Here is a 19,922-nt window from a genome sequence, read left to right on the forward strand (position 1 = left end):
ACTGTAAAAGTTGTCGTTTGGTCACTCAGTTCATCGAATAAATCTTTTTGTCTATTCTCAACGAGTGCCCACACAGATTGCATAGGTCAAATTGTTAAAGAGCGTGTTGACTGAGTGGTTGGCATTTCGTGACTTGCGTCTCGTTGCCCCGTCAACAGGAAGCGCAGTATAGAGATCTCAGTTTTTCCCGCAACCCCTAAACATAAAAAAAATGCGCCTTGCTACTCGTTTGTTCACAAAACAAACAAAAGTAGACAAAAGGCGCTTTTTTAGTCAGCAAGAACGGAAAGTGGCTGGTCTTCACCCGTTCTTATTTTCAATCACTCTTAGTGCGAATGCTGTTTTTCTTCCGCGCGTTCTTTAGCTCGGCAGTAACGTACAGAGCCCCACGCCATCAGCAGGAGTACAAAAGGTATCGCACCGGCTGTCCATTGTGCCCACGTATAATAGGCAAGTGTCTCTATGATGATGACATGGCCAAGGATCAATAAAGCCGCGCAGATTATCGCGACGACCATCATACTCAATTCTGATTTCATCCTTTTCCCCCTCAATGTTGTGTACGTGTTGAGTTTATCGAGGGAGACGCACGGTAGATTAGTACAGATAGTTCAGTATTCGGCTGTGACAGTTGAGTGCACAGATAAAGCTGAGATCGAGCTCGCAATCTGTGTGAGCCCCTCCAAGCTCTGACTATCATTGACCCCTTCGGCATTTTGCCTTCCCACAATCGAGACGTTCAGTCGAAAGCAGTGATTAAAGCGTCCGTCACTGGCAAATAGTGCACCCGGTGCGATTGTCACGCCATAAGGCCTGAGTGCTTGAAAGAGGTCGCGCGTATCGATGCCCTTATCGAGCATGATCCACAAAAAATAGCCGCCTGTAGGCTGACTCATCACCGTAGAGGGAGGTAAAAGTGCTTTTAGCCTTGTACGTATCACCTCATGGCGGGAAGACAATGTTTCGCGTAATCGCCGTAGGTGCGAGTCATACCCACCTTGCTTTAAATAATCGGCAATCGCCAATTGGTTAGGTGCGCCGACTGCCAAACTCGATACAGACTGGCGCTTCTCTATTTGCATCGCATAACAGCCTGCCGCTATCCAGCCAACCCGAAAACCCGGTGCGAGTTGTTTCGAAAACGAGCCACAGTGCAGCACACTACCCTGCGTATCGTAGGCTTTAAGCGGCATCGGCCTTGCCTCTGAGAAAAACAGCTCGCCATAGACATCATCCTCTATCAATGGCACTTGATACGCAGCGAGTATGCTGACCACATCTGGCCTGCGATGCGCTGGTATCGACGCGCCCGTGGGGTTATGGAAGTTGCTCATCAACCAACACGCACTGATCGAGTGGGACGCTAAGGCATGCTCCAGTGCATGGATATCGACCCCTGTTTCAGGATCAACCGCGACGGGAACGGCTTTAAGCTGTAAACGTTCGAGTGTCTGCAGCACCCCGTAGAACGCGGGGGCTTCAATAATCACCTTATCTCCTGGCTTCGTCACTGCCGCTAAAGACAGACTCAATGCCTCTATTGCCCCATTAGTAATAATGATTTCATCAATACTGACTTTAATTCCTTGGCGGAGATAACGCTGTGCAATCTGTCGACGTAGGCCGATATCGCCCGGCGGTAAAATCGTGAAGTGATCGGGATGAGAGGATTGACGCAGCACTCGCGCCATCGCGCGGCCAAGCGCTTGCATGGGAAATAACTGAGGATCAGGAAAAGCTGAACCAAATGGGTAGTACGCGCCTTTATGGCTAGCACTGATCACATCAAGCACATCCTGGTGGGTGTCGAGCCACTGAGATTGCGCTTGTGGTCGTGCCAATGCATCCACCGCGAGCTTGTTATAATGAGGCCGCACAAAAAAGCCAGAGCGCGGACGCGCCTCAACCCAACCATCGGCTTCTAATTGCTCATAAGCTCTCATTACCGTCATTGGGCTAACGTGTTGAAGCCGACTCATCTCCCTCACCGAAGGGATCCGATCACCGACTTGCCAAACACGCTGCTGAATTTGTGTTTCGATCCAGCTGGCAATGTCTCGATAACGCATTTGCACACTGCTACTCCCTGTTATTGCCCAGACGGTGATCATACCTTGGCAAGTAACAATTGGCGGGATGGAATGTAGCGGAGTGTGACCTGATCAGCGCTAATCCTTACCCACAACGAAAAAAGCCCCAGTCTTTTGACTGGGGCTTTTTTGGGATTTGGTGCCGAGAGAGGGACTTGAACCCTCACACCCGTTAAGGCGGCGGATTTTGAATCCGCTGCGTCTACCAATTCCGCCATCTCGGCAAGTGGGGGCAATTATACGTACCGACCTTTGGAGTGCAAGTAATAAAAATAAAAATCCGTTCGTTCGCACTATTTTTAACCAATTCAAGCCATTCAGCCACATTGGTGCTGAATTTGTCACCAAAAGACATCGCAAAACCGAGGTATAAGCTTACTCACTGTCTGCCGGTCTATGCTAGGCTAGCACCGAATTGAGTACTGGGGTGTGAACAATCAAATGCAAACTTCTTCTATCGCTTGCCCAACCGCAGGCTTTTTCCGGCGTTTAGCCGCTTGGCTTTATGATCTCCTCGTCGTGGCGGCTTTGCTCATGCTCGCCGGAGGGGGAATGATGGCAATACTCGCCCTAGCACAAGTGCTAGGCATGTCGATTGCCCCTTACCAAGACATCAGTGATTTCTTAACCCATCACCCGATAGTCAATCCACTTTATACTGCGTATCTGGCCTGTGTCATCGGTGGTTTTTATGGCTACTTTTGGTGTAAAGCCGGACAAACGCTGGGCATGCGCGCGTGGCGGCTTAGGTTACAAAATACCGATGGCAGCAACATTCGTCCCACTCAAGCCATTATTCGTTTGGCCACTGCCTGCTTTGGCCTCGGGAATCTGGTTGTTCTTTTCGACATTAATAACCGTGCATTTCAAGACCACTTCGCCGAATGCGACATGATTGTGCTTCCCAAGCCCACTAAGAACAAAAAAGACTAATCACCTCTCTCGACTGGGCACCTGCTGCGTGCCCTCTCCTACCTATCGACTCACCGTTATAAATTGATATAAGACAATAAATGGGTTGATTTCTACCTATTCATCAATCCGTTATTTTTTAGGTTTTATTCATCACACGTAAAGCGACTGATTGACTAAATAATCAAAGCTCGCACATAAACTCATCATTAACTCAGCTTTCAGCACCGTAGAGGAAGCGAGCCCAACATCATTTAATCAATAAAAACCCAAGCCACACAAAAAGAGAAAATAATAACTACGCATAAATAACAACACCACATTCAGTTTTATGGAGTTCACCTTTTTGGTGCTCCATTAACCACCTCTTCTTTTGTGAGATATCACTAAGAAGTGAAAAGGGAACCACTTTTACAATGAATGTAAAGCCATGTACCACGGCATAAAAATAATAAATAACGTGAAATTAACGGAATTACCTCAATACGTGTAGCGCACTATAGATGCTAATAAGAGGTATGAGGAGAAAGTATGAGTACTCACAGTGTTCCCGAAAAAAAAGGCTGGTTCTCGAACTTAAAGTTCCCGTCCGCCTATACCATTCTATTCATTCTTATCGCCGTCGTCGCCGCCCTGAGCTGGGTGGTGCCCGCCGGTCAGTATGAACGAGAGTATAATGAAGAGCTCGGTCGAGACGTTCCTATCTCAGGGACTTACGAACAGGTTGACAGTAACCCTCAAGGCATTGTCGATGTCCTGCTGGCTCCCATTGACGGTTTTTATAACCACCAAACGTATGAAGCGGCCGCCATTGATGTCTCGCTGTTCATTCTGATCATTGGTGGCTTTTTAGGGTTGGTCACCAAAACAGGTGCCATTGATGCGGGGATTGAACGCGTCACCAAGCGTCTAGAGGGACGCGAAGAGTGGATGATCCCCATTTTGATGGGCTTATTTGCCGCCGGGGGCACCATTTATGGCATGGCGGAAGAGTCCTTGCCTTTTTATACGCTACTTGTGCCTGTGATGATGGCTGCACGCTTTGACCCTGTAGTCGCAGCGGCGACGGTACTGCTTGGGGCAGGGATAGGTACGTTAGGCTCAACCATCAACCCGTTCGCCACTGTGATTGCAGCCAATGCCGCAGGGATCCCTTTCACTGATGGTATCCTCCTGCGTCTTGCGATCTTAGTCATTGGCTGGCTTATTTGTGTTGTCTATGTCATGCGCTATGCGCGCAAAGTACAAGCCGATCAGAGCCAATCGATCGTTTATGACCAGTATGAAAGTAATAAAAAACACTTCCTGGGCGAGCACGACGACAACCAAAGCCTTGATTTTACGGCCACACGCAAAGTGATACTGACTATCTTTGCCGGTGCCTTTGCCGTGATGATATATGGTGTTTCATCTCTTGATTGGTGGATGGCAGAGATCTCAGCCGTCTTCCTGGGGGCTGCCATCATCATTGGCCTGATTGCACGCATGAGCGAAGAGGAAATCACCACCAGCTTCATTGATGGGGCGAGAGACCTACTCGGTGTGGCGCTAATCATCGGCATTGCCCGCGGGATCGTGGTGATTATGGATAAAGGCATGATTACCGACACCATCCTTAATAGTGCCGAGAGTTTAGTCAGTGGTTTGTCGTCTTTCGTCTTTATTAACGTGATGTATTGGCTGGAAGTGTTACTGTCATTCTTGGTGCCTTCTTCATCTGGCTTGGCAGTGCTCACCATGCCAATTATGGCGCCATTGGCCGACTTTGCGAACGTTGGGCGAGAATTGGTAGTAACGGCCTATCAATCGGCTTCGGGGCTCGTCAATCTCGTTACACCTACCTCCGGCGTGGTGATGGGTGGCTTGGCCATTGCCCGCGTGCCTTATGCGAAATGGATAAAATGGGTCGCGCCGTTGCTTGGCATTCTTACCATTATGATCATGGCCATGCTTAGCCTTGGCGTCATGTTATAACATCAGACATCAACTAAGCGTAGAGCGCATTGCTATCAAGCAGTGCGCTTTTTTATTTCTCTCACGTCCCCTGCTATAACAGCACACTTCCCTACCCCGTTCACACCTCTATTACATTATTAACACAAAGCGATTTAATACCGATCGTCATCACAAATAGAAACAAAAATCGCTCGGCATTTGTTAAATATAAATACCACTAAAGATAATCATTCATTTAATGCGCATAAGGTGAAATAAAAATAAAACATAAAAGGCATAAAAAATACACATACCCTGCTAAAAACCTAGCACCATAAAAATAATATCGTTAAGCACGCAATAAAAGTGACTAAGTATTAAAAACCATTTTTTAATGCCGCCATAAATACCATTAACACAGAGTAAAAACCACGAAATAGAGGCAATGATTTCAATGTGATCTAACTTCAAGTTCAACCGGCTCACGGCGTTAGAATAAATCTGTACCCAATAAAAAATCTGCACTTTTTATTTCCCTTCCGATAAAAAGCCAAGCAGAGATATACGGAGAAAGAAAGATGAACAACTTCTATGTCGGCTCTGAAATTGGTCAATTACGCACCGTGATGTTGCACCGCCCCGAGCGTGCTTTAACCCACCTCACCCCCTCGAACTGTCATGACTTACTTTTCGACGATGTTCTGTCAGTTGAACGTGCGGGTGAAGAGCATGACAAATTCGCTCAAACACTGCGCGATCAGGGCGTTGAGGTGCTATTGCTGCAAAACCTGCTTGCCGAGACGCTGGATGTACCCGAAGCCAAAGCCTGGCTAATGAACCTTAAGATCTCGGACTATACCTTTGGTCCGTCATTTGCGAACGATATTCGCTGCTATCTCAATGATCTCCCTCACCACGAGCTCGCATCAATGTTCTTAGGAGGGCTGGCGTACTCCGAGCTACCGATTACCACGACCTCCATGTTACAAGCGATGCATGCCCCATCGGACTTTATCATTGACCCCCTGCCTAACCACTTATTCACACGTGATACCTCGTGCTGGTTATATGGTGGTGTGTCGATTAACCCCATGGCCAAACCGGCGCGTAAGCGTGAAACAAACCACTTGCGTGCGATCTACAAATGGCATCCTCGCTTTGCGAACGGCGACTTTATTACCTACTTTGGTGCACAAAACATCGACTACGACAATGCCACCATTGAAGGCGGCGATGTCACTGTCCTAGGGAAAGGCGTGGTATTGATTGGCATGTCTGAACGCACCACGCCACAAGGGGTGGAAAACCTCGCGTCCAGCCTGTTCAAACATGGACAAGCCAAGCAAGTAATTGCCATGGAGCTGCCAAAACATCGCTCTTGCATGCACCTAGATACCGTGATGACCCATATGCGTGAAGATACTTTCTCGGTGTACCCCGAAGTGATTCGCAAAGACATCAAATGCTGGAGTCTGACCGGTGACCGTAGCGGCCATCTCAATGTACGCGAAGAAGATTACTTCCTCACCGCCATCGAAAAAGCCCTCGATGTCGGCCCACTGAACCTGATCACTACCGGCGGCGATAGCTTCGAAGCGGAACGTGAACAGTGGAATGACGCCAACAATGTCTTGACCGTGCGCCCAGGTGTCGTCGTCGGCTACGAGCGTAACACTTATACCAATGAGAAATACGACAAAGCTGGGATCACTGTTCTATCCATTCCGGGTGATGAGCTGGGTCGCGGCCGCGGTGGCGCACGCTGCATGAGCTGCCCGATTCATCGTGATGGCATTTAATCCCCGAGCGGGCTGGGCACCTGGCTCAGCCCCCACCGACTGTAGAGAGTAAGACTATGAAAAAACCCACTGTCGTCGTGGCACTCGGAGGCAACGCCCTGCTTCGTCGAGGCGAACCTTTAGAAGCCGACATTCAACGTGCCAATATCGCCAAAGCGGCCAAAACCATTGCGGCTATCGGCGAACAATACAACGTGGTGCTCGTCCACGGTAATGGCCCTCAAGTTGGTTTACTGGCCCTGCAGGGGCTCGAATACAAATCCGTGACACCTTATCCTTTGGACGTGCTAGGTTCAGAAACCCAAGGCATGATTGGCTATATGCTGATGCAAGAGTTGCATAACTTAGCGCCAGACCAACACGTGTCTTGCATGCTGACCCAGATGACGGTCGATCCTAACGATCCTGCGTTTGCGAATCCCACCAAGCCAATAGGCCCGGTATATGACCAACAAGAGGCCGCCCAATTGGCCGAAAAGTATGGCTGGGATATTAAACCGGACGGCCAATATTATCGCCGTGTTGTGCCCAGCCCACAACCTACTGGGATTGTCGAAGACGACGCTATCGCGAGCCTCATCGACCAAGGGCACTTAGTGATTTGTACGGGAGGGGGCGGTATCCCTGTGATCCAAGAAGGGACCCAGCTAAAAGGCATCGAGGCTGTCATTGATAAAGACATGTCTGCCGCCTTCCTCGCCCGTCAAATCAATGCCGATGCGCTGCTTATTTTGACCGATGCCGAAGCGGTTTACCTCGATTATGGTGAGCCAAGTCAACGCGCACTTGCCGACACAACGCCCGATGATCTCAGCCAATATACCTTCGATGCTGGCTCTATGGGGCCAAAAATCGATGCCTCCTGCGAGTTTATTCGCCAAGGCGGCAAGCTAGTAGGTATTGGCGCCCTCGAAGATGGCCTTGCTATCTTGGCAGGCCAAGCTGGCACACGTATTCGTCCACACTCAGTCAATAACAACAATATTTCTCACGGCCAGCCTACCCCTGCACAGGCCTGAGACCAATAACAAAGAGGATTGCCCACTATGGCTTTTAATCTACGCAACCGTAACTTCCTAAAATTACTGGACTTCACTCCTCGTGAGATCCAACACTTTATCGATATGGCCATTGAGCTGAAAAAAGCGAAATACAATGGCTACGAAACGCCCCGTCTAAAAGGCAAAAATATCGCCCTTATCTTTGAAAAAGCGTCAACACGCACCCGCTGTGCCTTTGAAACCGCTGTTTTTGATCAAGGCGGCCAAGTGAGCTACATCGGCCCAACGGGGTCACAAATTGGCCATAAGGAGTCGATGAAGGACACCGCACGCGTATTGGGTCGGATGTATGACGGCATTGAATACCGCGGCTTTGGCCAAGACATTGTGGAAGAGCTGGGTGAGTTCGCAGGGGTACCTGTCTGGAATGGATTAACCACAGAGTTCCACCCCACCCAAATTTTAGCGGACTTGATGACCATGCTCGAGCATGGACGCGGCAAGCAACTGCACGAAATGCGCTTTGCTTACCTAGGCGATGCCCGAAACAACATGGGGAACTCTCTGATGGTGGGTGCCGCTAAAATGGGGATGGACATCCGCTTAGTGGCTCCGAAAGCATTCTGGCCAGAAGAAGAGCTAGTCGCACAGTGTCGTGCTATCGCCGAAAAAACCGGCGCACGCATTACGCTGACCGAAGAGGTACAAGAAGGCGTGAAAGATTGTGACTTCTTGTATACCGACGTCTGGGTGTCGATGGGTGAGTCTAAAGAAGCGTGGGATGAACGCGTTGCGCTCATGAAGCCCTATCAAGTCAATATGGATGTCGTGAAAGCCACTGGCAACCCGCACGTGAAATTCATGCACTGTCTTCCTGCCTTCCACAATAACGAAACCACAGTGGGGGCAGAAATCGAAGAAAAGTATGGGTTAAAAGGCCTAGAAGTCACAGAAGATGTGTTTGAGTCAGACTGCTCAATTGTGTTTGATGAAGCAGAAAACCGTCTCCACACCATCAAAGCGGTGATGGTCGCCACCCTTGGCGATTAACGCCACCTGAGCGAGGGCGCCGAGTGGCGCCCTACTTCTCAATATTGACACCACCCAGTGACACCCATCAAAGTTTCATTTAAAAGCAACTGATAGCATATGCGATTGAATCACGCATTATTAGCTTTATGCGCTGATATTGACGTGAAATGCCGTTTATTATAAGGGGTTGCCCGTGGTTAATGATGCAATTCTATCGGTAAAAACGACCACTCCGGAGGACGATATCCTCTCTGCGTGTCGACACCTGCTGCAAACGCAAAGCTTTACCACCCAAGATGCCGTTCGCCAGCAATTGGTTCAACTCGGCTATCTTGATGTCAGCCAGTCGACCGTTTCACGCCTATTATCCAAGCTCGGGGTCGCCAAAGTACCCAATGCGCATGGACAAAAAGTCTACGCACTCAGCGGAGATATGGAGCCTGTCTACGCGGTGTCTTCTGTCGGCTCACAAATCGATGACATCACCTGTAGCCAAGCCATGGTGGTAGTGAAAACCCACCCAGGCGGCGCACAGTTGATCGCTCGCTTACTCGACTTGCACCGACATCCTTTGATCTTAGGAACGGTAGGCGGGAACGATACTGTCCTGGTCGCACCACGCCAGCTCAATGAGCTTGCCGCCTGCGAGCAAGTGGTTCGAGACCGCCTTGCCCCTGAGTAAACGGCTTTACGTGGCAAGCTAACCGTTGCAGACTATAGGTGTCGCTTTTTATAACAAAGGAACAGACAATGACCCAAGTACTGCAAACCGAGCAGGCGCCAGAAGCTATCGGTCCGTATTCGCAAGGCGTTGACCTTGGCAACATGGTGCTGACCTCAGGCCAAATCCCCGTCAACCCAGTGACTGGCCAGATCTCTCCTGAAATCACCGCACAAACACGTCAGTCTCTCGACAACGTCAAAGCGGTGGTAGAAGCTGCTGGGCTTAAAGTGAATGATATTGTTAAGCTCACCGTGTTTGTCAAAAACATGGAAGACTTTGCGGATGTCAACAAAGTGTATGGTGCGTTCTTTGATGAACACGGTGTGGAAAACTACCCTGCTCGTTCATGCGTTGAGGTCGCACGCCTGCCCAAAGACGTTGATATCGAAATTGAAGCGATTGCGGTACGCCAAGCCTAATTGGTAAGCGACGGCAACGAAAAGCTATTTCAGCGAAACGCTACTTCCAGCGAAAAGCTAATTCCAGCGAAGAGCTAATGCAAAAGCGGCGCCTCCAGGCGCCGCTTTTTTATGTCGTGATGGCATAGCGCACACTTATCAACCGCGCGCCATCACATCGATACGTGATAAAACGTCAGCAAACCAAGCGGTGAAGCGCTCGGGGGCGTCCACCATCGCCTGCTTGACTTCATCTTCAGACCACCAGCGGCAGTCTGCTACCTCATCTGGGTTAGGGATCATGTCGACATGGTTGACTTCACAGGCGATGACTTGATCTAATTCATGCTCTATCAACCCGTTATCCAGCTCGGCACGGTATTCAAACCAAGGTCCCATGGTAAAATCAAGCGGGCGCGCTATCCCTAACTCTTCATACAGGCGCCGTTTTGCCGCCGCCGCAACCGGCTCATCTTGTTTGGGGTGCGAGCAGCATGTATTGGTCCACAATCCACCACTATGATACTTATCGAACGCGCGACGCTGTAGCAAGTACTCACGCTCACCCAGCTCATTGCAACGAAACAACATCACTGAGAAGGCCATGTGCAGCCATCCTTGCTGATGGGCCTCCAACTTTTCAGCGATCCCTTGAGGTTCACCGCTCGGTGAGACCAAAACCACATGGTGGCGCTGGGTTGAAGTCATAAACCTATCCTCAATTAGCGAACGCCTTGATTGCGCTCCGCCACTTCTGCATCAAGTTGTTCGAGCTTGCTTTTCATCACCTGGTGGCAATGCTTCGCGAGGTCACGGACATTGTCTTTATCGTAGCCTGTTGACGAAATTGGCGCCATCACTTCAACAATCACATGGCCGTTGTTCCAGCGGTTCGCTTTTAGGTGGTGCGTGGAGCTACATACAATGGGAATCAAGGGGACGTTCGCACCGATCGCCGCATGAAATGCGCCGGTTTTAAAGGGCAATAATCCGCGCCCGCGTGAACGTGTTCCTTCGGGAAATAACCATACGCTCAATTGTTTGGCTCGGATTTTCTCTGTGACCTGCGCAATGGTTCCCATGGCTTTACTGCGATTGGCACGATCAATCAATACATTGCCCGTGAGCCAATAGAGCTGACCAAAAATGGGGATCCATAACAGGCTTTTCTTACCCACGGTGACCGCGCCAGGCATCAACGCATTCGATAAGGTTACCATATCCCAATTGCTTTGGTGGTTGGCGATACACACGCTAGCGCCAGGCTCACGAGGTGCCCCTTCTGCGAAGCGCAGTTCAAGGCTAATCCCGAACAAACCAGAGAGGCGTCCAAACCACTTACTGATATGGTAGCAATTACGAGGGTTGCGAGGGCTTAACAAGCAATACAAACCACCAAAAACAAACAGCAAAACAGCGACAATCAATAAAGCCAGCAGTCGCACGACAAAAATCATTTCTCTCTCCAAAGAGCAGGCGTGAAAGGCGAGTCAGTATACCGATTCAGCGCAAAAATGCACCCACACCGCCCCTGGGTTCAGGGGCGGTAGCGACTTAGTGTTCGGGCAGGATTTCGATTTGATCGACGCGCTGGAGACCTCGCGGCAGCATACTGCCTCGTCGACCTCGCTCGCCACGATAATGAGTGAGATCATCCGGTTTTAAGGTCAGTTTGCGCTTCCCAGCGTGCAAGGTCACCCCGGCATTGGCTGGCACCACATACAGTTGGCTTAACACCTCTTCACGTGACTTGGCGCGTGCGCCAGGAATATTAATGATCTTATTCCCTTTCCCTTTACTCAGTTGCGGAAGCTCATGGACCGGGAACACCAACATGCGGCCTTCATTGGAAATCGCGACAATCAAATCGCTTTCCAAATCACCCACCTGGCGCGGTGGCATCACTTCGGCTTGATCTGGAACCGTCAATAAGGCTTTACCGCTGCGGTTTTTGGAGAGCATATCCGCTTGCTTGCACACAAAACCATAACCGGCGTCCGAGGCCACCAAGGTGAGCTGCCCCTCATCAGCCATTAATACATGACGAATAGACGAGCCTGGGGTGATATTAATTCGCCCGGTAATCGGCTCACCTTGGCTGCGCGCGGATGGCAAGGTGTGCGACTCTATGGCATAGCTGCGACCATCAGACCCCAGGAAAACCGCGGGTTGGTTACTTTTGCCCGGTGCCGCGTCGAGGAACTTGTCGCCTGCTTTGTAATTAAGGCCAGTGGCATCCACATCATGCCCTTTGGCATGGCGGATCCACCCTTTATCTGAGAGCACCACAGTGATGGGTTCGCTGGGGACCAAATCACGCTCAGTTAACGCTTTGGCCTCCGCTCGCTCAACCAGCGGGGAACGGCGGTCGTCCCCGTATTTTTCCGCATCCGCGAGGATTTCTTTTTTGATTAAGGTGTTTAAGCGACGATCTGAGCCGAGCAGCTTCTCTAGCTTATCGCGCTCTTTGCTCAATTCATCTTGCTCACCACGGATCTTGATTTCCTCAAGCTTGGCTAACTGGCGTAATTTGATCTCCAGGATCGCTTCTGCCTGTTTCTCGCTCAAACCAAAACGTGCAATCAGCTCGGCTTTAGGCTCATCCTCACTGCGGATGATCTCAATCACCTCGTCAATGTTTAGGTAAGCGGCCAGTAAGCCTTCTAGAATATGCAGGCGGGCGAGGACTTTTTCTAACCGGTGCTCAAGGCGGCGTCTCACCGTCTGGCGGCGGAACGTTAACCACTCAGATAAAATGCCATGTAACCCCTTAACTTGTGGGCGTCCATCCAGGCCAATCATATTAAGGTTAACGCGGTAGTTCTTCTCTAGATCGGTCGAGGCGAACAAGTGATCCATCAGTTGATCACAATCGACACGGTTAGAGCGCGGCACAATCACAATCCGAGTGGGGTTTTCATGATCCGACTCATCACGGAGATCGTCTACCATCGGCAGCTTTTTCGCCCGCATTTGATTGGCGATTTGCTCTAGCAGCTTAGCGCCCGATACTTGATGAGGCAGCGCAGTAATCACAATTTCATTGCTTTCTTTATGCCAAAGCGCGCGCATTTTGATAGAGCCCCGTCCGCTAGCATAGAGCTTTTTCAAATCTGACTTCGGCGTGATCACTTCCGCTTCGGTAGGGTAGTCAGGTCCCTGTACATGCTCCAGTACACCGTCTAAGTCCAAGCTCGGCTTATCGATCATTGCGGCCAAGGCGTTGGCAAGCTCACGCGCATTGTGTGGCGGAATATCCGTTGCCATCCCTACCGCAATACCGGTGATCCCATTGAGGAGAATATGCGGTAAGCGTGCCGGCAGGGTTTTAGGCTCTTTCATGGTGCCATCAAAATTAGGCCCCCATTCAACCGTCCCTTGCCCGAGTTCTTGCAGCAACACTTCAGAGAAACGCGATAAGCGTGATTCCGTGTAACGCATCGCCGCAAACGATTTAGGATCGTCAGGCGCGCCCCAGTTACCCTGACCATCCACCAGCGGATAACGATAGGAAAACGGCTGAGCCATCAATACCATGGCCTCGTAACACGCCGAGTCGCCATGAGGATGGTATTTACCCAGTACATCCCCGACAGTACGCGCCGATTTTTTATATTTTGCCGTGGCGGATAGCCCCAGCTCTGACATCGCGTAAATGATCCGGCGCTGCACTGGCTTTAAGCCATCGCCGATAAACGGCAGTGCGCGATCCATGATGACGTACATCGAGTAATTGAGGTATGCGTCCTCAGTGAACTGGCGCAGAGCAAGTTGCTCTACCCCATCATAAGTCACCTCTGTCATGCGAATAAGATCCCGTTATAGTGATTTAGATATCGATAAGCTCGGCCATATCGCCTTTTTGCTGCAGCCAATGGCGGCGATCCTCTGCCCGTTTTTTACCCAGCAGCATATCCATCAGTTGCTGCGTCTGCTCATCATCATCAATAGTGAGCTGAACCAGGCGACGAGTATTGGGATCCATGGTGGTTTCACGCAGCTGTAACGGGTTCATTTCCCCCAAACCTTTAAAGCGTTGCACATTGATTTTGCCGCGTTTATTGCTCAAACGCTCAAGGATCCCTGCTTTTTCATCTTCATCCAAGGCATAAAAGACCTCCTTGCCACAATCGATGCGGTAAAGTGGCGGCATTGCCACATACACATGACCAGCCTGAACCAAGGCTCTAAAGTGTTGCATAAAGAGTGCACATAGCAAGGTCGCAATATGTAAGCCATCGGAGTCCGCATCGGCGAGGATGCAGATTTTATCGTAACGAAGATTCCCCAAGTCCCCAGAATCAGGATCAATGCCCAGCGCCACAGAGATATCATGCACTTCTTGGGAGGCCAATACTTGGTCTGCGGAGACTTCCCATGTATTGAGGATCTTGCCTCGAAGCGGCATCACCGCTTGAAATTCGCGATCCCGAGCCTGCTTAGCTGAGCCACCTGCCGAGTCCCCCTCGACCAAAAATAGCTCGGTACGACTTGAATCTTGCATCGCACAGTCAGTGAGTTTGCCGGGTAGCGCTGGGCCTGATGCCACTTTCTTACGCACCACCTTTTTCGCGGCACGCATGCGGCGATGGGCACTGGCAATACACACTTCCGCCAAACGCTCAGCAAGGTGTGGGCGCTCGTTCAGCCACAGGCTAAAGGCATCTTTGACCACCCCAGACACAAACGCCGCACATTGGCGAGAGGACAAGCGCTCTTTGGTTTGCCCCGCAAACTGTGGGTCTTGAATCTTAACCGACAGCACGTACGCACAGCGCTCCCAAATATCATCGGCGGTCAGCTTTACGCCGCGAGGGAGAAGGTTACGGAACTCACAGAATTCGCGCATCGCTTCCAGCATCCCTTGGCGCAAGCCATTTACATGCGTGCCACCTTGTGCCGTTGGGATCAGGTTGACATAGCTTTCTGTCGTTAGCTCGCCCCCTTCTGGCAACCAAATAACCGCCCAATCCGCGGCTTCAGTCTGGCCACTGAATTCGCCGATAAAAGGTGTTTCCGGCAGAACTTCATAACCTTTGACACTGTCAGCGAGGTAGTCTTTCAACCCATCCTGGTAACACCAGGATGTGGCCTCATCGGTGTTTTTATCAGTGAGATTGACCGTCAGTCCCGGGCACAGGACTGCCTTGGCTTTTAAGATGGTTTTAAGACGGGCCAGTGAAAACTTGTCAGAATCAAAAAATTGGCCATCTGGCCAAAAGTGAACACGCGTGCCACGGTTGCGACGACCACAGGTGCCCGTTACGGTTAAATCTTGTACTTTGTCGCCGTTTTCAAAGGCAATATCATACACTTGACCATCGCGCTTAACGGTAATCTCTACCCGATGAGACAGCGCATTCACTACGGAGATACCCACCCCGTGTAAACCACCGCTAAATTGGTAGCTTTTGTTGGAGAACTTACCGCCCGCATGCAGTTTGCATAGAATCAGCTCAACCCCAGAGACGCCCTCTTCGGGGTGAATATCAACCGGCATACCACGACCATCATCAATCACTTCCAGTGATTGGTCGGCATGGAGAATCACATCAATCTTGCTGGCATGGCCGGCTAACGCTTCATCGACACTGTTATCGATGACTTCCTGCCCAAGATGGTTAGGGCGACTGGTATCTGTGTACATACCGGGGCGTCGGCGCACGGGCTCGAGCCCATTGAGGACTTCTATCGATCCTGCGTTATAGTTTTGTTCTGTCATAATCGATTGGCTTAATAAATGTGATGACATGGTCAGCAAGGGGGATCCGCTTGTCAAGCGCGGCGCCAGATTGCCACAAGTTTCTGTGAGCTGCTATCCGTCTGCTGTGACGTAGCGGCTAAGATAGCACGAGCTTGCGTCTGTGTGCCTCTGTTTCAATGCCTCTAGCCTGATGGCGCGCTAGATACCAAGAAATTGGAGAATATCCCCACAGTAACGTTCAAAGCCGACAAAGCTATGATCGCCTCCCGGCTCAACCGTTTGTTGACTGGCACTGAATTTTGCCACTGCTTGGCGATAGTCCAGCACTTCATCACCTTCCTGTTGCAATAACCAAAATTGCTCAGGATGAGATAAGACCGGCACATCAATCTCACGCAAGGCGTTGATATCGGCAGCCTCGAGGGTGTAGCGTTCTTGGGTGTAAGGATTAACCTGTTCCCCAATATAATCTTGCAAGAGTTCGTAAGGGCGAACCGCGGGGTTAACCAGTACAGCGGGCAGTTGATAACGCTCACTCAGCCAGGTGGCTAAAAAGCCTCCTAAAGAACTTCCCACCAAACCCAACTGATGGGTTTCGCTAAAGCGCGTGATCAGTTCATTCAGTAACTGCACGGTGGGCTCAGGGTGACTGGGCAGTTGTGGCACCAACACCTCAATATCAGGACGATGCTGGGCGCAATAGTCTTGCATCTGTCTCGCCTTTAACGATTGCGGCGAGCTGTTGAAGCCATGAAGATAAAGCAACGCTGATGGCATGATTAATATCCGCTGGAGTCGAAGTCTGGCCGAAAGTGCTGACCGGTTACACGCGCCACTTGCGTTTCTACGCGCCCGTCGGCATACAGCTCAAGCCAGCGCCAACCTGGATTTTGGTTATCGAGCGCAAAGTCGTGTGAGTCTGGCATAAACTGGATACAGGTGGAGGGCGCCGCCATCACACGCGCACCTTGATAACGCACATCCAAGGCCTGATGAATATGCCCACACACCACAATTTTCGCTTGAGGATGACGCGCCATCACTTGCCAGAATGCCTCTCGGTTTGCCAATTTATGCTGATCCAACCAAGTGCTTCCTGCATCCAACGGATGATGGTGCAGCAACACCAATGCATGGCGCTCAGGATGCGCGCTTAAGTGTGTATCCAAAAGGTTCAGTTGCGCTTGTGATAATTCGCCGTGCGGTACACCAGCCACCTGACTGTCGAGCAGCACCATTTGCCAATGCTCCCCCAACAGAACTTGCGAGCAAGAACGAAGGGTATTTGACTGTAATACCGCGCTCATTTCTGGCTGATAATCATGATTACCCGGTAGCCAAAAGCAAGGCTGTGACCACCGGGCGATACCGTCGACAAAACGGCGATACGATAAAGCGGAGTGATCTTGAGACAGATCCCCCGTGGCAATAATGGCGTCGAAAGTCGGGTCAGTGGCACTGATGGCATCCAGCACCGCATGGTAGCTGCGAAGCGTATTAATACCCAGCAAGCTACCCTGCTCACTCGCGAACAGGTGTGTGTCGGTGATTTGCAAAAGACGAATACAATCGCCGTCGGCGTTATCTATCTGGCAAGACTGCAACGTTGAAAATACCTTTGCTGGTTTAGTTTAACGATGATTTATACATAGGATCAGACGCCACCACGCCACGGCGTAGGCAGTGGCCAAGCCAATCCGATAAAAATGCATTAACCTGATGTTTTTCGTCGCGCTGATGCATGCGCGGATTCGGGTAATCATAACGTGGTTTTAAGCGTGAAATCTGCTGCGTGGTACACACTTCCGCGACCCGTGCATCGTGATACAAGCGCACTGTCAGGTTAGCACGTAAGTAATCCGGCGCGGCGCCTGGGCTCAACTGAGCAATATCCAGTAAGGTGGTATAGCGGGTTGACTCACGCACGACCAAAGCATATTCCTGCCCTTGGATATCGTATCGACACACCTGTCCCACCTCGTCACGCTTGGGCATCAAACGGACAAGTTTGGCGTAGTTGGTTTCATACAAGCGCATCATCGCTGGTAAGTCGACACGATATTCTGTTTTCACACACACCTACTGTCTATTTACTGTTTTGTTCATTATAGCTTTGACGCAAGCGACTGGCATTGAGTTCCAACCATTGCAACGCAATGATTGAGGCGGCGTTTTCAATCTCACCATCAACCACCTTTTGATAGGCGTGTTGGCGAGATAATCGATGCACCAAAATGTCTTCATTTTCACTGTCGAGGCCGTGCACGCCTTCCGCTTCCGAGGCATCAACAATTGCGACAAACACATCCAACTGTTCAGAACAGCCACCAGAGCTGGATAAATAACGGGTAACACGCTCCATTTGATGCAGTAATAGCCCCGCTTCTTCCCGCGCTTCACGGTGGGCAACCTGCTCGGGGGATTGGTCTTTGTCTATCATCCCAGCCACAATTTCGAGTTGCCATGGTGTCGCGCCTGCTGCCATCGCCCCCACGCGGATTTGCTCAAGCATCACCACTTCATCACGTACGGGATCATAGGGTAAAACAGCCACCGCATGGCCACGTTCAAACAACTCCCGCACCACAGAGCCACTCCAGCCGCCTTCAAACAAGCGATGACGAAACTGATAGCGCTGAATGGAAAAGAAACCTTGATAAAGCGAAGAAATATCCTCGATCACAATATCGTCGCGATCGAATTGTCCAGGCGGATAGTCTGACATGCGGGCTCCTTATCCTCGATGACACGAGCTGACGAATTGAAATGCTGAGTCACGCCTATACCCACTGGCCTGTGCCGAGCGGCAACGCGCGTCTTTCTAGCAAACCATAAACTTAACTTTTTTGATAAAAGTTACAACTATTTTTCAGTCCCATTTGCAAATTGGATAGTTTACACTCAATGTCCTAACAAATTGTCAGTTTCACGCAAGCATAATTGCGGTAAGCTAGTGACCGTCTATTTATCTAATCGCACAGATTCAGGGATTCCATCTATGAAAAAATTGCTCCCTTTGGCGTTAAGCTTGGCACTCGGCAGCGTAAGCAGTGCAGCCCTTGCCGATGATCTCGCCCAAATTTATCAACAAGCGAAGCAAAGCGATCCCACTCTTAATCAAGCGGCCGCCGAGCGCGACGCAGCGTTTTCTGCTGTGGATGCCACTCGTGGCACCTTGCTACCACAAATAGCATTAAATGCGGGATACGCCATTACCCGCAATGACAGCGACGATCAGCGTGACGTCGACACCACCAGCGCCGATATCAGCTTAAGCCAACAGATTTTCAAACGTGATAGCTGGGTCAACCTGGATATCAGTGAAATGCAGGCGCGCCAGCTAGATGCGACCTATGCGGCGCAGCAGCAAGGATTAATGCTGCGCGTGGCACAAGCCTATTTTGACGTCTTGCGCGCCATGGACAAGCTTGAGTTTATTCAGGCAGAAAAAGCGGCCGTGGGCCGTCAGCTTGAGCAAACCAAGCAACGTTTTGAAGTGGGCCTTTCGGCGATTACCGATGTGCATGACGCCCAAGCGCAATACGATGCCGTACTGGCCGATGAAATTTTGGCCGAAAATGCGCTCACCAACAGCTATGAGGGCTTGCGTGAGATCACCGGCCAAGCCCCACATGACTTGCGTGTGCTCGACACTGACCGCTTTAGTGCCAGTAACCCGCAGCAGCAACCGGCAGCACTGGTCAAAGTCGCCGAAGAGAAAAATCTCGAGTTACTCGCCAACCGCATTGCCCGTGATACCGCCAAAGAGCAGATTAAGCTGGCCAAAACCGGTCACCTGCCCACGCTGACCTTCAGCGCACAATACGGGATGACGGATAGCGATAATCAGCATACTCCCGGCTCGGTTGATTACAACGAAGGCACTGCCAGCCTCGATTTTAGCTTGCCACTGTTCACCGGCGGCAGCACCTCGGCGAATGTGGAAAAGGCGCAGCATGAGTATGTGGCCGCGTCACAAAGCCTGGAAGCCAAATATCGCAGCACGGTAAAAGATGTGCGCGCTTTCTATAACGACATCAATGCCTCAATTGGTGCGCTGCGTGCCTATGAGCAAACCGTGGTCTCTGCACGCTCAGCGCTAGAAGCCACTGAAGCAGGTTTTGAAGTGGGTACTCGTACCATTGTCGATGTGTTGGATGCTACGCGTCGCCTTTACGATGCCAACCGCAACCTCTCCAATGCGCGCTACGACTATATTCTAAGCCGTTTACGTTTACACCAAGCCATGGGCACCTTGTCTGAGCAAGACTTGCTCGATATTAACCAAGGGCTGGTTAAGCAAGAGTGATTCACGCTTGAGGCTTTA

18 protein-coding genes and 1 tRNA gene are annotated in these 19,922 nt (G+C 50.6%); 8 read left to right on the forward strand and 11 right to left on the reverse strand.

Features of this window, described 5'->3' with window-relative positions:
- Positions 1-326: 326 nt before the first annotated feature.
- From BZG23_RS05235 to BZG23_RS05245, 3 genes are all read right to left on the reverse strand, one after another.
- On the reverse strand, positions 327-539 hold the full coding sequence (locus tag BZG23_RS05235) for a hypothetical protein (protein WP_046074225.1): 213 nt from the start codon (positions 537-539) through the stop codon (positions 327-329).
- 72 nt (positions 540-611) lie between these two features.
- Positions 612-2,069 carry an aminotransferase-like domain-containing protein gene (locus tag BZG23_RS05240; protein ID WP_227486529.1) on the reverse strand — a complete coding sequence of 486 codons (1,458 nt, stop codon included), beginning with the start codon at positions 2,067-2,069 and terminating at the stop codon, positions 612-614.
- 158 nt (positions 2,070-2,227) lie between these two features.
- A tRNA-Leu gene (locus BZG23_RS05245) sits at positions 2,228-2,314 on the reverse strand.
- 217 nt (positions 2,315-2,531) lie between these two features.
- Here BZG23_RS05245 and BZG23_RS05250 point away from each other — a divergent pair.
- From BZG23_RS05250 to BZG23_RS05285, 7 genes are all read left to right on the forward strand, one after another.
- On the forward strand, positions 2,532-3,023 hold the full coding sequence (locus BZG23_RS05250; protein ID WP_077578849.1) for an RDD family protein: 492 nt from the start codon (positions 2,532-2,534) through the stop codon (positions 3,021-3,023).
- A gap of 510 nt (positions 3,024-3,533) precedes the next feature.
- Complete coding sequence (locus BZG23_RS05255; protein ID WP_046074226.1) at positions 3,534-4,976, forward strand: YfcC family protein; 1,443 nt, start codon at positions 3,534-3,536, stop codon at positions 4,974-4,976.
- Between the two features lie 539 nt (positions 4,977-5,515).
- Positions 5,516-6,736, forward strand: a complete 1,221-nt coding sequence (gene arcA / locus BZG23_RS05265) for an arginine deiminase (protein ID WP_046074228.1) — start codon at positions 5,516-5,518, stop codon at positions 6,734-6,736.
- 56 nt (positions 6,737-6,792) lie between these two features.
- Positions 6,793-7,755, forward strand: coding sequence for a carbamate kinase (arcC, locus tag BZG23_RS05270; RefSeq protein ID WP_077606366.1), 963 nt, complete (start codon positions 6,793-6,795; stop codon positions 7,753-7,755).
- 27 nt (positions 7,756-7,782) lie between these two features.
- A complete protein-coding gene (gene argF, locus BZG23_RS05275; protein ID WP_046074230.1) occupies positions 7,783-8,787 on the forward strand; it encodes an ornithine carbamoyltransferase in 1,005 nt (334 codons plus the stop codon).
- Between the two features lie 175 nt (positions 8,788-8,962).
- A complete protein-coding gene (locus BZG23_RS05280) occupies positions 8,963-9,451 on the forward strand; it encodes an arginine repressor (RefSeq protein WP_077578772.1) in 489 nt (162 codons plus the stop codon).
- Between the two features lie 68 nt (positions 9,452-9,519).
- On the forward strand, positions 9,520-9,912 hold the full coding sequence (locus BZG23_RS05285) for a RidA family protein (RefSeq protein ID WP_046074232.1): 393 nt from the start codon (positions 9,520-9,522) through the stop codon (positions 9,910-9,912).
- A gap of 138 nt (positions 9,913-10,050) precedes the next feature.
- On the opposite strand, the gene idi is transcribed toward BZG23_RS05285, so the two are convergent.
- From idi to nudF, 8 genes are all read right to left on the reverse strand, one after another.
- On the reverse strand, positions 10,051-10,599 hold the full coding sequence (gene idi / locus BZG23_RS05290; RefSeq protein ID WP_077578773.1) for an isopentenyl-diphosphate Delta-isomerase: 549 nt from the start codon (positions 10,597-10,599) through the stop codon (positions 10,051-10,053).
- A gap of 14 nt (positions 10,600-10,613) precedes the next feature.
- Positions 10,614-11,348: a 1-acylglycerol-3-phosphate O-acyltransferase gene (locus tag BZG23_RS05295; RefSeq protein ID WP_046074234.1), complete on the reverse strand. Its 735-nt coding sequence runs from the start codon at positions 11,346-11,348 to the stop codon at positions 10,614-10,616.
- 97 nt (positions 11,349-11,445) lie between these two features.
- A complete protein-coding gene (gene parC, locus BZG23_RS05300; protein WP_077606367.1) occupies positions 11,446-13,695 on the reverse strand; it encodes a DNA topoisomerase IV subunit A in 2,250 nt (749 codons plus the stop codon).
- 25 nt (positions 13,696-13,720) lie between these two features.
- A complete protein-coding gene (gene parE / locus BZG23_RS05305) occupies positions 13,721-15,613 on the reverse strand; it encodes a DNA topoisomerase IV subunit B (RefSeq protein ID WP_077606425.1) in 1,893 nt (630 codons plus the stop codon).
- 180 nt (positions 15,614-15,793) lie between these two features.
- Entirely contained in the window at positions 15,794-16,372 is a 579-nt protein-coding gene (gene yqiA / locus BZG23_RS05310; protein ID WP_077606368.1) for an esterase YqiA, read from the reverse strand.
- A 2-nt stretch (positions 16,373-16,374) separates the two neighbouring features.
- A complete protein-coding gene (gene cpdA / locus BZG23_RS05315; RefSeq protein ID WP_077578776.1) occupies positions 16,375-17,199 on the reverse strand; it encodes a 3',5'-cyclic-AMP phosphodiesterase in 825 nt (274 codons plus the stop codon).
- 22 nt (positions 17,200-17,221) lie between these two features.
- Positions 17,222-17,668, reverse strand: a complete 447-nt coding sequence (locus tag BZG23_RS05320; RefSeq protein ID WP_077459426.1) for a DUF1249 family protein — start codon at positions 17,666-17,668, stop codon at positions 17,222-17,224.
- A gap of 13 nt (positions 17,669-17,681) precedes the next feature.
- On the reverse strand, positions 17,682-18,320 hold the full coding sequence (gene nudF / locus BZG23_RS05325) for an ADP-ribose diphosphatase (protein ID WP_046074238.1): 639 nt from the start codon (positions 18,318-18,320) through the stop codon (positions 17,682-17,684).
- A 273-nt stretch (positions 18,321-18,593) separates the two neighbouring features.
- On the opposite strand from nudF, the gene tolC reads away from it, so the two are divergent.
- A complete protein-coding gene (tolC, locus tag BZG23_RS05330) occupies positions 18,594-19,904 on the forward strand; it encodes an outer membrane channel protein TolC (RefSeq protein WP_077578777.1) in 1,311 nt (436 codons plus the stop codon).
- Positions 19,905-19,922 lie beyond the last annotated feature (18 nt).

Origin of the sequence: Salinivibrio sp. ML290 (assembly GCF_001995695.1) — a bacterium.
GTDB lineage: Bacteria > Pseudomonadota > Gammaproteobacteria > Enterobacterales > Vibrionaceae > Salinivibrio > Salinivibrio siamensis.

Coding starts and splice junctions, on each gene's coding strand:
- BZG23_RS05285 (WP_046074232.1), top strand. CDS start 9,520: ATGACCCAAGTACTGCAAACCGAGCAGGCGCCAGAAGCTATCGGTCCG.
- arcC (WP_077606366.1), top strand. CDS start 6,793: ATGAAAAAACCCACTGTCGTCGTGGCACTCGGAGGCAACGCCCTGCTT.
- yqiA (WP_077606368.1), bottom strand. CDS start 16,372: ATGCCATCAGCGTTGCTTTATCTTCATGGCTTCAACAGCTCGCCGCAA.
- arcA (WP_046074228.1), top strand. CDS start 5,516: ATGAACAACTTCTATGTCGGCTCTGAAATTGGTCAATTACGCACCGTG.
- BZG23_RS05250 (WP_077578849.1), top strand. CDS start 2,532: ATGCAAACTTCTTCTATCGCTTGCCCAACCGCAGGCTTTTTCCGGCGT.
- idi (WP_077578773.1), bottom strand. CDS start 10,599: ATGACTTCAACCCAGCGCCACCATGTGGTTTTGGTCTCACCGAGCGGT.
- BZG23_RS05235 (WP_046074225.1), bottom strand. CDS start 539: ATGAAATCAGAATTGAGTATGATGGTCGTCGCGATAATCTGCGCGGCT.
- nudF (WP_046074238.1), bottom strand. CDS start 18,320: ATGTCAGACTATCCGCCTGGACAATTCGATCGCGACGATATTGTGATC.
- parC (WP_077606367.1), bottom strand. CDS start 13,695: ATGACAGAGGTGACTTATGATGGGGTAGAGCAACTTGCTCTGCGCCAG.
- BZG23_RS05240 (WP_227486529.1), bottom strand. CDS start 2,069: ATGCGTTATCGAGACATTGCCAGCTGGATCGAAACACAAATTCAGCAG.
- BZG23_RS05295 (WP_046074234.1), bottom strand. CDS start 11,348: ATGATTTTTGTCGTGCGACTGCTGGCTTTATTGATTGTCGCTGTTTTG.
- tolC (WP_077578777.1), top strand. CDS start 18,594: ATGAAAAAATTGCTCCCTTTGGCGTTAAGCTTGGCACTCGGCAGCGTA.
- BZG23_RS05255 (WP_046074226.1), top strand. CDS start 3,534: ATGAGTACTCACAGTGTTCCCGAAAAAAAAGGCTGGTTCTCGAACTTA.
- argF (WP_046074230.1), top strand. CDS start 7,783: ATGGCTTTTAATCTACGCAACCGTAACTTCCTAAAATTACTGGACTTC.
- parE (WP_077606425.1), bottom strand. CDS start 15,613: ATGACAGAACAAAACTATAACGCAGGATCGATAGAAGTCCTCAATGGG.